Genomic DNA, 13,478 nt, shown 5'->3' with positions numbered 1-13,478 from the left:
ATTCAAATTACTATTTTTTATTCGATTTTAAAAACTTTTCCGTGCTGTTTTTCCTCAGAACCAACCATTCCAAATTCAAAAGTATACGAATCTTTCGAAGTCGTTAATATTTTCATGCTGATTGCTTTTTCTTCTGCCATGTTTTTCGGATGTTTTTTCTGCAAAACATATTCGCAGTCACTTACCCAGCGTATGGTTGAAGTGTCTGTTTTGCCCTGAAAAGTTTCAATTTCAATACTGTCTTTGCGTTCAAAAATCGTTGTTTTTTTTACGCCGTTTACTTCAAATTCAAATTTAAATTTACCGTTTTTGAAATCTTTGCAGTTGTGTTCTGCATTATAACACGATACCAAAGCAAGTATTGGGAATAAGAATATAATTTTTTTCATTTTAATAAGTTGTTTTTTTAGGAGCTGATTCCTGCTTTCCACTGCAATCTTTTTATTTTTAAAGAAAAACAAAAAGGATTTTCGTTGCAATCAGGGCTAGGGCAGTCGTTTTTATCAGGTAGAATTTTAAAAGAGAGAAGAATTATTTCAGTCTGTTTAATTCATCATCGGTAAAGTTCTTTATTTCTTTTTCTTTGGCAAACTTTTCGGCATTGTAATTCCCGGATTTGTTTTTCGGAATCGATAAGCTGTTCCAGGAGCTGTTTTTCAATTGTTTCGCATAAAAAACAATCTGCCCGATATGATACGGATAATGCGCCAATTGTCGATTAATAGCTTCAATAACCGTATGGCCTTCATTCCGAATAAAATGATATCAGAAAGCTGTTCGGGTTTCAAATTGTTTAAAGCGTCAAAAAAGGTATTCCAGCCTTTACTCCAGATTTCCAGCACTTCTTCTTTTGACTGCAAATCATTTTCGAACTCGGCATCCCGATTGCGCCATTCTTTTTCACCGTCAGAAGTTAAAAAGTCTGTCCATCGTGACAGCATATTTCCTGAAATATGTTTGATTATAGTTGCAATACTGTTGGTGTCTTCGTTTAAAGTAATAAAAAGCTGTTGAGGTTCGAGCTGATCGATAGCTTTTTCGCCCAGCATTTTATAATACAAAAACTGCTTTTTAACGCTTTCCAGATAAGATTCGTTCGTTTCCATCATTATACAATTTTAATGTCGTATTTATCTAAAAGTCCCACGATTCCCTGAGTAGAAAACTGTGCTTTTTTCATCGGGTTAAATTCGGGATCGATTTTATAATTGTAAGCTGTTCTAAAATCAACTGCAGCCAGTTGGGTTTCATTAAAAATAGCACCATCCAGATCACAATTATCAAAAACCGAACTGTTTAAATTGGTTCCTATAAAAGTAACTTCCCTTACAGAACAATTGATAAACTTGGTTTTGGGCATTTTCTTATTCGAAAAAATAGCGTAATCTAAAGCAGTTTCTTCAAAATAAACCTGAAATAAAAAGTCGTCACATTCGTTAAAAGCAATTCCTAAGAGCTTACAGTTTTTAAAAGTCACATTCTTTAAACTCGTTCCTGCAAGGTTTGTCATCGACAAATTACAGTCGATAAACTCGCAGTCTAAAAAGGTATTGTAAGCGAAATTACTGTTGGAAAAATCACAGTTTTTAAAAACACAATCCTCAAACTCTCGGTTGTTTATTTTCTTGTCAATATAAATGACTTTTTCAAATGTTTTCTGAATGTGAATTAGGCTTTCCATTGTGATTGCATGAAGGGATTAAAAGAATTGTATATGATTTGCTCTTACAGTTAAGTATTAGTCATTGAACAAACCTTTCATTATAATTTTCAATCCGTAAAAAATTAGAAACATAGCACTAAGGCAGGCTACGATTCCAATTCCTAAAACCAGATAGTGCCAGGCAGTATGCTGATTCATGAAAGCGTTATAAATCACTGAAGGTCCAATAAATAATAAAGGCAATGAACCTGATAAATATTTAATTCCTTTTCCTAATAATTCTTTATTTGTTGCCATTTTTTTTGTTTCAGGTTTGAAAAGTTTCAGGTTACAAGTTTAAGCTTTGTAGTTAAGTAGCAGCATCTCACATTTAACCGAAAACTTTTTACTTTTTATAATTGTCAACAGCATTTCTCACACTCCCGTATTTTTTCAATAATTCTGAAGCTTCTTCATACGAAACCGCAATTTCTCCCATAATCATTTTTACACCACGGTCAACCAGTTTGATATTGCTCAGCTGCATATCGACCATTTTGTTTCCTTTTACTTTTCCAAGCTGAATCATAGAAGCAGTCGAAATCATATTCAGGACAAGTTTCTGTGCAGTTCCTGCTTTCATTCTTGAACTTCCGGTTACAAATTCCGGTCCTACAACTACTTCAACAGGGAATTTGGCTGTAAGTGCCAAAGGACTTCCCGCATTGCAGGTAATACAGCCTGTAGCAATATTATTTTCGTTACAGGTTTCTAAGCCTCCAATAACATAAGGAGTAGTCCCTGAAGCTGCAATTCCAATTACGATATCATTTGAGTTGATGTTGTGTGCCTGCAGGTCAATCCAGGCTTGTGTTGAATTGTCTTCGGCATTTTCTACGGCACGACGAATAGCTGTGTCGCCGCCCGCAATGATACCGTTTACCAAATCAAAAGGAACTCCAAAAGTAGGCGGACACTCAGAGGCATCTACAACTCCCAAACGTCCGGATGTTCCGGCCCCGATGTAAAAAATACGTCCCCCCAATTTTAAATTTGCAACAGTCTGCTCAACTAAAGCTTCGATTTGCGGTAACGCTTTTTCGACAGCATAAGGTACAGTTTTGTCTTCGTTGTTAATATTGGTCAGTAGTTCCTGAACTGACATTTTCTCTAAATGTTCGTATTTTGAAGATTGTTCGGTTGTTTTTGTAAACGTCATTTTTTGTTGAAATAGTTATCTTCCAAAATTAAACTTTTTTAAGCAAATGAGCGAAAAGTACAAGTCAAACTTATAAAGATTTTAAATCTTTTTTTATGTTTTCTTTTTGGCGAAAGCAATTTTAGACGACACTATAAAAGAACTAAAATCTTATATTTGTTACATAATTAAGACAAGAATGGATATAATAAGTTTTTTAACCGGCATGGCCAAAATCTCAGTTTTTGTTTCATTATTGCTGGCATTTTTTTTACTTACTGTAAAAACAAAAAATAAATTAGCAAACAGATTATTTGCTTTCTATTTAATATTTTTTGCCATTGATAACAGTGGTATTTTCATTGATGAAGGATTTATAAAAAGCCATTTTAATTTAGAATTTTTCAGATGGTCCGTTTGTACTTTGATACTGCCTGCTTTTTATTTGTACGTACTATCAGTTTGTTTTGCAGATTTTCGTTTAAAAGTGAAGCATTTACTACATTTAATTCCATTCATAATTACAAATATTGTATTTGTATTAAGACTCTACCTTTTAAATACAATAGAAAAGCAATTGTTTTATGATCAACGTGATCAATCGCCTGAGATGTATATTTTGTTTCTTCTTTTGGGAATACAAACGATAGCATATAGTATAGGAATATTTGTGGTGCTAAAAAAGTATAAGGAAATATATCAGGAAAATTATGCAAATCCCCGAACGTCTATTTTTAAATGGTTGTTTCAAATAGCAAGCGCCCTCTTTGTTTTATATTATCTGTCTATAATTAAAAATATCGTGAGATATGCTGATTTAGATTTTCTATGGATTTGGTCCAATACCATTTTGCAATTTCTGGTTTTAACAGTAACATGCTGGTTTGTATTAAAAGCCTTGAATTATCCGGAACTTTTTCGCGGCATCGATTCTAAATTGCAATTGGCAAGAGACATTCTTCCTGAGCAAAACGAAAATATTACAGAAATAAAATCCAATCAAAACGAGGGGATTGTAACTCAAATTGCTACATTAAAAGACTATATGAAAGAAAAAGAACCATTTCTGGATCCGTCGCTTACCATTCAGGAACTTTCGAACCAAATTAATATTCCGGTTCGGGATTTATCCGTTTTAATTAACCATCATATGAATCAGCACTTTTTTGATTTTGTAAACGAATATCGCATTCAAAAAGCAATGCATATTTTAAAAGATCCTTTAAAAAGAGATTTGACCGTTTTAGAAATTCTGTATGAAGTAGGTTTTAACTCAAAATCGTCATTTAATACTTCCTTTAAAAAATATACTAATCAAACGCCTACAGCTTACAGAAACGCTTTATAATTAGGCTTTTGTAAAAAGTCGTACTTGCGCATTAATAAAGTCGAACCGATTTCTTAGGCAGAAATTGGTTCGACTTTTTTTTGTCGGTCGAATCTGGAAAATTTCTAAGGCAACTTTGCTTCATATTAATTGAAACAAGTCGAAAAATTAGAAATCATGAAAAAAGCAAACCTCCTTATCTTTTTAGTATTGCCATTATTTTGTTTAGCACAATCAACAGTAAAATTAAGAGGTAAAATAACCAGTGAAACAACTTCGCTGGAATGGGCAGATATTTCAGTAACCACTTCAGAAGGAAAAATAATTGCCGGAACAACAAGTTTGCAAGACGGTACTTTTGAAATTGATCTTAAAAAAGGCTCTTATAAAATAGAAGTCAGTCTTTTAGGATTTACAGATTACAAAAATGAAATTACTATTGAAAAAGATACTGATCTGGGAATGATTATATTAATAGAAAATGCAACAAAATTGGGAGAAGTTATGATTCAGTCCAGAAAAAATACGATTGAACAAAAAATAGACCGCCTGGTTTATAATCCTGAGAATAATGCAAACACAGTTGGAGGCGATGCCTTGAGCGCAATAAATACAGCACCGGGTGTTGTGGTACAAAATAATGCTATCAATATATTAGGAAAAGGAACTTCCCGTGTTATGATTGATGGAAGAATGATTGAATTAACGGGTGAAGAGTTAAATAATTTCCTAAAATCGATCTCTGCGAGTGATATTAAGAACATCGAAATTATTAGTAATCCTTCGTCTAAATATGAAGCGGAAGGAAACGGCGGACTGATTAATATTGTGATGAAAAAAGGCGCTCTTAATTCTTGGAAAAATACAACTACAGCTTCCTATGATCAAAGTAAATACGGAATTTTTTCGCTGAGGGATAATTTCTTTTACAATAAAAATAAATTTAGATTTTCGGCTAGTGTCAATGGGAAAACGGGTTATAAATATATTAATGAAAACCTGGATATGTATTTTACAGAAGGAACTACAAAAATGGATGTAATGACAAAATTAAATGAAGATAATCTTTCCGGAAAAATAGCTTTTGACTATGATTTTTTAGAAAAAACAACAATTGGCTTCCAACTTTTAAAGGATAAAAGCAATCCGGATTTTGACTCGGATATTAGGATTGATAAATATAATACTCAAAATGAATTAGAGAGTTATATAATCAATAAGAGCCCTTTAGACAGGAAATCCGGTAATAAGACTTATAATCTGCATTTAATTACAAAATTAGATTCTCTAAATCGAAAATTATCATTTGATGTAGATTATTTTAATTATAATTCAAAATTTGATAGAGATTTTACAGCGAATAATTATGCATCTGACGGAACCTTTGTTGATGTAAATCAGTCAGGACGAAATATTTCGAATCAAAATATTGATAATGTGAGTTTCAAAGCAGATATAGAACATCCGCTTCAATTGCTGAACTTATCGTATGGAGCGAAAGTGAGTTTTACTACCAGTAATAGTGATGTTGTTTTTTTTAATACAATTACAGGAACCCCGGAATTAGATACCAACCAATCCAATCAATTTAAATATACTGAAAATAATCAGGCAGTTTATATCAGCGGTGACAAAAAAATTAATAAAAAATGGAATTTTCAATTAGGTTTACGATTAGAGAATACACAGACAAATGGTTTTTCAAAAACGTTAAATCAGGAAATTGTAAACAATTATTTTAAACTGTTTCCAACTTTTTATGCTTCATATGCGAGGAATGAAGACAATAGTTTTAGTCTGAATTATGGAAGGAGGATCAGAAGACCGGGTTTTTCGCTTTTAAATCCGTTTCGTGTTTATATCAGCAGTAATAGTTATTCTGAGGGGAATCCATTTTTGAAGCCTTCTTTTAGTGATAATTTTGAATTTGCGCATTCGTATAAAAAAATATTGAAAACCAGTGTTTTTTTTAATTCTATTACAGATGGGTATGGCGTAATATTTACTGCAAATCCGGAAACATTGACGCAAGTTGTATCGAGAGAAAATTATTTTAAAGGCATTACTTATGGGGTTGGGGAAATCTATTCAGCCAGCTTTGCGGATTGGTGGCAGAGTGAAAATTCAGTGTATTTTTTAGGCTCAGATATTAAGTTTATAAAAGATATCAATGCAACACCGGTAAACGGCCTTCAGATTGATTTTTCAACAAATAATACCTTTTCATTAGGCAAAACGACTAAATTGCAATTAGATTTCAATTATATAACACCATACAAAAGCGGTTTATACGAAACAGGATATACAGCAAGTTTAAATATTGGTCTTAAGCAGGATTTATTAAACAGAGCACTGCAGGTTTCTTTTTTGATAAATGATATTTTCAATACGTCTTATTTAAAAGATGATGTTTCGAATGTAAATGGTTTAAGACAAGTTTATAGTCAAAAGGAAAGCAACAGATATGTTCGTTTATCTGTAGTTTACAATTTTGGAAACAATAAGATAAATGTAAAGGAACGTAATTCTGGAAATGAAGAGGAGAAGAAAAGAACGGGGAATTAGAATTAGATAGTCAGGCATTTGATAATTTTAATCGAAATGTGAAATTTAAAATTCCTTTGGTCACGTCCAGATTAGAGAAAGAATGCCAATAAAATTCCTAAAACAATCATCGAAACTTTGGCAATATTAAATTTGTGTCCTTCGCTGCTTTCGAAAATAATAGTTGATGAAATGTGGAATAATATTCCGATTACAATTGCGGTTATTTCGGTGTAATACTCGTTTAATATAGGTAAAAAATCCGAAGCTACAGTTCCAAGCGGAGTCATGGCTGCAAAAGTCAGCATGAAAGCGAAAATGGCTTTTTTGTTGAGGTCGGCATTTATGAAAAATGTCGTTAAAATTACGGCAATTGGCAAATGGTGAATCGCAATTCCGATAGCCAAACCATGATGATGGCTTACCGGAAAACCTTCTAAAAAGGCATGGATACAAAGGCTGATGAAAAGCAGCCACGGAATCTGAGACATTTTTGCATGCCCGTGCACGTGTCCGTGTTCTGCGCCTTTGGAGAAAAATTCGAGAATGATCTGGAATAAAATTCCGACCATGATAAATAAACCGATATTATGATTATGTGATTCATAAACCTCAGGTAAAAGATGCATTACGGTTAGAGACAATAAAAAAGAACCACTAAAAGCGAGCAATAATTTAAGATTGGTCTTGTTTTTTGGTTTTAAAAATAAAGCCACAATATAGCCCAGAAGTACAGAGAATAAGGGTAATAGATAATTCATTTTTTGTTTAATCGTTTTTTGTTTAATTGTTTAATCAGTTGTTGTTAAGCTGTTTAATGATAAAACAAATTAACGGTTAACCGGTTAAACCTATTTAAAAATCATGATTAATCGTTCGCTTTCGGTTTTGTGGAATTTTTTGAGCTTATAATCGCCAAAAATATCTAAGAGATAAATCCCGGCTTCATCCATTAAATCCTGAAAATCTTTCAATGTTAGTGCCTTTACTTTTTCTGTAAAATGAAATTTTCTTCCCTGATCTTCAAAATCAATTTCCTTAAAAATATGTCCGTCTTCTACATATCTTTTGATATTGAAATCAATTCCGTCTACTGTTTTTACTTCTTCCGGAACCAAAGTTTCAATAACCTGATTTACGTTCATAAAATCAATTACGGCAAAACCATATTCGGATAAACTTTCTTTTATAGCTTTTAAAGTGGTTAAGTTATCATCATCACTTTCGAAATAACCAAAGCTGGTAAACAGATTGAAAATAGCATCGAATTTGTCTTCAAAGGGCTCACGCATATCGTGTACCTTAAAGTGCAGGGTTTCGTTACTGTTTTTGCTGGCTTCTGCAATACTGTTTTCAGATAAATCTGCTCCTAAGACAGTATAACCCAGCTGATTTAAATAGATAGAATGACGTCCTTTTCCACAGGCTAAATCCAATACTTTTGCTTTTTCAGGCAAGTTTAGGTAATGTGTAAGGTTGTCCATAAAAATCTGAGCTTCTCTGTAATTTCTATCTTTATACAAAATATGATAATACGGAGTATCAAACCATGATGTAAACCAATTTTCGGTGTTACGCTCCTGATTAGGTGTTGATGAGTTAGGTGCTTCAGACATTTATTCTATTTCAATTAATTCAAAGTCCGGCAAATTTAGTGTATTTTTGCCGAAAAATAACTATTTCGTGACGATACCTGAATAATCAGATATGCGTATGCGATCGGAGTTTTTTTTAAACAAAAATAAAGATGGAAGAAAATTTTAGAATGATAGCCAAATGTTTTTTTGGTTTCGAAGAAATATTAGAAAAAGAATTGCGGGATCTTGGTGCCCAGGAAGTTGAAAAAGGGGTAAGAATGGTAAGTTTTAAGGGCGATAAAGGGTTTATGTACAAAGCCAATTTGTCACTTAGAACAGCCCTTAAAGTTTTAAAACCAATTTACTCGTTCAGGGCAAACAATGAGCAGGCATTGTACAAAGGAATTTCGGGTATAAACTGGTCGAAATTGCTGAATGCCAATCAGACTTTTGTAATTGATGCTACGGTTCATTCCACTTATTTTAACCATTCTGAGTTTGTTTCTCAAAAGTGTAAAGATGCCATTGTAGATCAGTTTAGGGAAAGAACAGGGCAACGCCCCAGTATTGATAAAGTTTTTCCGGATTTAAGAATCAATGTTCATATTGACAAAGATCAGGTTTCAGTAGCTTTGGATACTTCAGGAAACTCCCTGCATCAGCGTGGATACAGAACCGCTACGAATATTGCTCCTATTAACGAAGTTTTGGCAGCAGGAATTCTTTTGTTGTCAGGCTGGGATGGGCAAAGTCACTTTTTGGATCCTATGTGCGGTTCGGGAACATTTTTGGCAGAGGCTGCTATGATTGCCTGTAACGTTCCGGCAAATATCAACCGAAAAGAGTTTGCTTTTGAAAAATGGAAAGACTGGGACAATGATTTGTTTGATAAAATCGTCGATAGTCTGATGAAAAAAACAAGAGAATTTCACTATACAATTAAAGGTTTTGATAAGGCGCCAAGCGCAGTGAGCAAAGCCAAAGACAACATCAGAAATGCAAATCTTGAAGATTATGTAACGATTTCTGAGGACAACTTTTTTGATACTGAAAAAGCCGTAGAAGGAAAACTTCATCTTGTATTCAATCCTCCTTATGATGAGCGTCTGGATATTCACATGGAAGAATTTTACAAAAATATAGGTGATACTTTAAAGAAAAGTTATCCGGGGACTAATGCCTGGTTTATTACCGCAAATCTGGAAGCTTTAAAGTTCGTAGGATTAAAACCTTCCCGAAAAATTAAACTTTTTAACGCAAGCCTTGAGGCGCGCTTGGTAAAATACGAAATGTACGAAGGAAGTAAGAGAACGAAGTTTCAGGTTAACGAATAGTAACAAAAGAGCTAAAAGTTTTAAAGATCGACAGACAAAAAACTTTGTAACTTTGAGTCTTTTGTGACTCTGAACCTTAAAAAAGAAAAAAATGACAAAACTACAAGTAAGGGCATTTCTATATCAATTAGGATGTTTCGCAATTTTATTTATTTTAGGAAGATTTATCATTGCAGAATACAGTGGATTAGCCGGAATCTGGATTCCACTGACAGCTTTTATTGTGGCAACTTTAATTGCTCCACAATTTAAAGCAGTGAACACTAAAGATGGTGAAAAACTTTTTGTAAAATGGATTTTTATAAAAGGAATTAAAGAGATTGGATAGTTGAAAAATCATTTTTATGAAGATAATTGGACTTATAGGTGGCATTAGCTGGGTTTCGACAGCAGATTATTACAAACTTATAAATGAAGGGATAAATAAAAAAATGGGAGGGGTTAACTTCTCAGAGTGTTTGATTTATTCGTTCAATTATGCCGAAATAAAAAAGAATAATGATGCTAATGATTGGGATTCTACTTTTGAAATGCTTTTAAAAGCCTGCGAATTTTTAAAATCAGGTGGAGCTGAAGCAATTCTTCTGTGTGCAAATACGATGCATTTTATTGCTGACCGACTCGAGGAAGCGATTGATTTACCAATTATTCATATTGCAACTGTAACTGCTGTTGAAATCCAGAAACAAGAAATTAAAAAAGTAGGTTTATTAGGGACTAAGTTTACAATGGAACTGGATTTTTTTAAAGATAAGCTTGACATGAAAGGAATTGAGGTAATAATCCCGAAAAGTCAGGAAGAAAGGGATTTTATTCACACTACAATTTTCGAAGATTTAGGAAGAGGAATTGTTACTTCGGAAACGAAAAAACGTTATCTGGAAATAGCAAATCAATTAATAAAAGAAGGAGCAGAAGGTATTATTTTGGGCTGTACGGAAATTCCGCTTGTGATTAAACCCGAGGATCTTTCTGTATCGGTTTTTGATACAGCTTTGATACATTCAAATGCGGCAATAGATTTTCAATTGTCTTAAATATAATTTTTAAAAAGCCCCAAATTCATTATTTGATTAGTGAATTTGGGGCTTTTTTGTTTAAAAGACATTATTTTTTAGAAGCTTTTTTTTCTATTTCCGGAATTGTTACTTTCTTTTTATAAAGAGGAATAAAATAAGAAACCGTATAATTAAACCCTACTCCAAAATTTCCATCATAGGTTCTGTTAAAACCCGGAATATAAAGGTTCTCAAAATTACCAGGTTCTTTATTGGCTAAAAGCATTTTTAACTGAAAACCAAATCCTACGAATACATTATTAAAAACTTTAGCTTTCATTCCAAGGGCAACTTCCGCCCATGCGGCAGTTAAACCAGTATATTTTGTGCCATCAGTAATGGGTGGGATTTGTCCCCAATATTGATCTGAATTGTAAATTTTGTAACTGTTTAACTGCTGGCTAAAAGTACTAAAACCTCCACGCAAACCTATCGTTATAAGGTTTTCCATGTCCAGCCAGTTATTGTATAAATTGTAGTCGAAACCTCCTTTTAAGTAAGTTCCGGTTGCTGTTGAATTCAGTCTGTCATCATCAGTGGTTTTATCCTCTATACCAAGTTCAGCTGCTATGTAATATTTTTTGGTAAGGCGAAAATCACCCACAAATTCTACTCCCTTATAATCCTTATCATAAAAACCACGGGTTAGTTTGTATAAATCTACACCCACACGTAAACCATAACGATCTTTTTTTACAGGAATGCTGTCAGCTATAGATTTTGTAGCAACCTTAGGTGTTTTGGATTTTGGTTTTTCCTGATTGATTTCTTTTTTTATTGTATCCGCAGGTGTTTCCTGTGACTGAACAAAAAACACTGTAAACAATAAACAGATACTAAAAAAATACTTTGACATGTGTTTCATTTTCAAATTCAATGTTAGGATTAAATACTCGAACATCCTGCATCCAAATACCATCATTACCAGAATCAGTTCTTACAAACGGAGTTTGTGTGTCTAATCTGTAAATTGTTTTAAAGCCACAGGCTCTGGAAACATATACATTTTGTCTAGTATAATTAAACGTTATCTCATCAGTATTAGCCAGTCCGGGATTAGATTCGTCTGAATTTAAAATAAAGGAAAAAGTGGTGGCATCTTCATTTGTTTTTAACGGTATAGCAATTGAGTCACCGCTTGTGAGGTATTTCGTTATCTCAGTTCCACTTTCGTTAAAGATAATACCTTCATCTTCACCCTTGCCCATTACTTTTAAAAGTGTTACACTTTTCTTTACTGAAGGAGTTGTAATATCGTAAAAAGAAATGATTAGTCTGGGAGTTGTTGGTGTATTGGCATCACAAATATCATCTTTCTCGCAGCTTGATAATCCAAAAGTAAAGATTAATAAAAAATACAGAATTTTTTTCATTTATAATTGTATTATCTAAGTTCTAAAAGTACAACATTTTCAACATGATGCGTTTGTGGAAACATATCAACGGGGCGAACACGGGTAACTTTATATTTTTCATCCATTAAAGCCAAATCTCTTGCTTGTGTTGCTGAGTTACAGCTTACATAAACTACTTTTTCAGGAGCAATTTTCAAAATTTGATCAATAACGTCCTTATGCATTCCATCTCTTGGCGGATCGGTAATAATAACATCAGGCTTGCCGTGCTGTGCAATAAAGGCTTCGTTAAAAACAACTTTCATGTCCCCAACAAAAAACTCACAATTCGTAATATTATTGCGTTCAGCATTAGCTTTAGCGTCTAAAATTGCTTCCGGCACACTTTCTACACCAATTACTTTTTTAGCTTTTTTAGAAACGAATTGTGCAATAGTTCCGGTTCCGGTATATAAATCATAAACGGTTTCATTACCTGAAAGCCCTGCAAAATCACGTGTTATTTTGTATAATTCATATGCCTGATCAGAGTTGGTCTGGTAAAATGATTTGGCATTAATACTAAATTTTAAGCCTTCCATTTCTTCCAGAATATAATCTCTCCCTTTATATAGCTTAATGTTTTGATCGTAAATAGTATCATTTGCTTTTGAATTAACTACATACTGCAATGATGTAATTTGTGGAAATTTAGCGTAAAGATGATCTAGAAGCAATTCACGACTGGCTTTGTCATTTTCGAAAAACTGAATCAAAACCATAATTTCACCTGTTGAAGCTGTACGAATCATAAACGTTCTTAATAAACCCGAATGTTCTCTGGGATTAAAGAAAGCTAAATTATTTTCGTTTGCAAAAGCTCTAATTTCATTACGAATTGCATTTGAAGGATCTTCCTGTAAATGACATTTATTAATATCCAGTATTTTGTCCCACATTTTTGGAATATGAAAACCTAATGCATTTCTGTTTCCTAAATCTTCAGTGCTTTCAATTTCTTTTTCAGTTAACCAACGGCTGTTTGAAAATGAAAATTCCATTTTATTTCTGTAGAAAAATTGCTTTTCAGAACCCAGAATGTCTTCAAATTCAGGTAAGTCAATTTTACCAATTCTTTGCAGATGGTTTTTTACTTCATTTTGTTTGTAATAAAGTTGCTGGCTATATTTCATGTTTTGCCATTTACATCCGCCACAAACACCAAAATGTTCACAAATTGGATCTATACGGTGCTCTGATAATTCGTGAAATTTAACGGCCTTTCCTTCGTAATAAGCTTTACGTTTTTTAAAAGTCTGCACATCCACTACATCGCCCGGAACTACATTCGGAATAAAGATTACTTTTCCGTCAGGAGCTTTTGCAACTGATACACCTTTTGCGCCTGCATCAAGAACTTGTATTTGATGAAAGACGACTTTGTCTGTATTTTTTCTTCCCATA

At 33.2% G+C, this 13,478-nt stretch carries 14 protein-coding genes and 1 pseudogene; 5 read left to right on the top strand and 10 right to left on the bottom strand.

Translation table 11 applies throughout. The annotated features are described in order from the left end of the window. Positions 1–17: 17 nt before the first annotated feature. From BXU10_RS22025 to murQ, 5 genes and pseudogenes are all read right to left on the bottom strand, one after another. A complete protein-coding gene (locus tag BXU10_RS22025; protein ID WP_078229749.1) occupies positions 18–389 on the bottom strand; it encodes a DNA topoisomerase IV in 372 nt (123 codons plus the stop codon). 142 nt (positions 390–531) lie between these two features. Beyond that, positions 532–1,106 (bottom strand): annotated as a pseudogene (locus tag BXU10_RS22020) (DUF1572 family protein). Positions 1,107–1,108: 2 nt separating this feature from the next. After that, positions 1,109–1,681, bottom strand: coding sequence for a pentapeptide repeat-containing protein (locus tag BXU10_RS22015; RefSeq protein WP_078229625.1), 573 nt, complete (start codon positions 1,679–1,681; stop codon positions 1,109–1,111). A 57-nt stretch (positions 1,682–1,738) separates the two neighbouring features. After that, positions 1,739–1,960: a DUF6095 family protein gene (locus BXU10_RS22010; RefSeq protein ID WP_078229624.1), complete on the bottom strand. Its 222-nt coding sequence runs from the start codon at positions 1,958–1,960 to the stop codon at positions 1,739–1,741. 88 nt (positions 1,961–2,048) lie between these two features. Next, entirely contained in the window at positions 2,049–2,861 is an 813-nt protein-coding gene (gene murQ, locus BXU10_RS22005; protein ID WP_078229623.1) for an N-acetylmuramic acid 6-phosphate etherase, read from the bottom strand. Between the two features lie 178 nt (positions 2,862–3,039). Here murQ and BXU10_RS22000 point away from each other — a divergent pair, with 178 nt between their 5' ends. Then, positions 3,040–4,188, top strand: coding sequence for an AraC family transcriptional regulator (locus BXU10_RS22000; RefSeq protein WP_078229622.1), 1,149 nt, complete (start codon positions 3,040–3,042; stop codon positions 4,186–4,188). Positions 4,189–4,344: 156 nt separating this feature from the next. Beyond that, on the top strand, positions 4,345–6,732 hold the full coding sequence (locus BXU10_RS21995) for an outer membrane beta-barrel family protein (protein ID WP_078229748.1): 2,388 nt from the start codon (positions 4,345–4,347) through the stop codon (positions 6,730–6,732). Between the two features lie 71 nt (positions 6,733–6,803). Here BXU10_RS21995 and BXU10_RS21990 read toward each other — a convergent pair whose 3' ends face one another. Next, positions 6,804–7,472, bottom strand: a complete 669-nt coding sequence (locus tag BXU10_RS21990; protein WP_078229621.1) for a ZIP family metal transporter — start codon at positions 7,470–7,472, stop codon at positions 6,804–6,806. A 90-nt stretch (positions 7,473–7,562) separates the two neighbouring features. Further along, positions 7,563–8,327 (bottom strand): bifunctional 2-polyprenyl-6-hydroxyphenol methylase/3-demethylubiquinol 3-O-methyltransferase UbiG, encoded by a 765-nt coding sequence (locus BXU10_RS21985; protein ID WP_078229620.1) that lies wholly within the window; start codon positions 8,325–8,327, stop codon positions 7,563–7,565. 131 nt (positions 8,328–8,458) lie between these two features. Here BXU10_RS21985 and BXU10_RS21980 point away from each other — a divergent pair, with 131 nt between their 5' ends. From BXU10_RS21980 to BXU10_RS21970, 3 genes are all read left to right on the top strand, one after another. Next, a complete protein-coding gene (locus BXU10_RS21980) occupies positions 8,459–9,622 on the top strand; it encodes a class I SAM-dependent RNA methyltransferase (protein WP_078229619.1) in 1,164 nt (387 codons plus the stop codon). A gap of 91 nt (positions 9,623–9,713) precedes the next feature. Then, on the top strand, positions 9,714–9,950 hold the full coding sequence (locus BXU10_RS21975) for a hypothetical protein (RefSeq protein WP_078229618.1): 237 nt from the start codon (positions 9,714–9,716) through the stop codon (positions 9,948–9,950). 16 nt (positions 9,951–9,966) lie between these two features. Continuing rightward, entirely contained in the window at positions 9,967–10,659 is a 693-nt protein-coding gene (locus BXU10_RS21970; RefSeq protein WP_078229617.1) for an aspartate/glutamate racemase family protein, read from the top strand. 70 nt (positions 10,660–10,729) lie between these two features. Here the strand turns inward: BXU10_RS21970 and BXU10_RS21965 are convergent, their stop codons facing one another. Genes BXU10_RS21965 through rlmD form a run of 3 tightly spaced genes read right to left on the bottom strand, consistent with a single transcriptional unit; the run spans position 10,730 to position 13,477 of the window. Then, the gene (locus BXU10_RS21965) at positions 10,730–11,545 is read right to left on the bottom strand and encodes a DUF6048 family protein (protein WP_078229616.1); all 816 of its coding nucleotides are present in this window, start codon (positions 11,543–11,545) and stop codon (positions 10,730–10,732) included. Further along, entirely contained in the window at positions 11,517–12,053 is a 537-nt protein-coding gene (locus tag BXU10_RS21960) for a DUF6452 family protein (RefSeq protein WP_078229615.1), read from the bottom strand. Before BXU10_RS21960 ends, BXU10_RS21965 begins: the two co-directional genes overlap by 29 nt. Before the next feature lie 11 nt (positions 12,054–12,064). Continuing rightward, positions 12,065–13,477 carry a 23S rRNA (uracil(1939)-C(5))-methyltransferase RlmD gene (gene rlmD, locus BXU10_RS21955; protein ID WP_078229614.1) on the bottom strand — a complete coding sequence of 471 codons (1,413 nt, stop codon included), beginning with the start codon at positions 13,475–13,477 and terminating at the stop codon, positions 12,065–12,067. Between the last annotated feature and the right edge of the window lies 1 nt (position 13,478).

Source organism: Flavobacterium sp. LM4 (genome assembly GCF_002017935.1).
Classification (GTDB): Bacteria; Bacteroidota; Bacteroidia; order Flavobacteriales; family Flavobacteriaceae; genus Flavobacterium; species Flavobacterium chungangense.
This window is presented reverse-complemented; position numbering and strand designations above follow the sequence as displayed.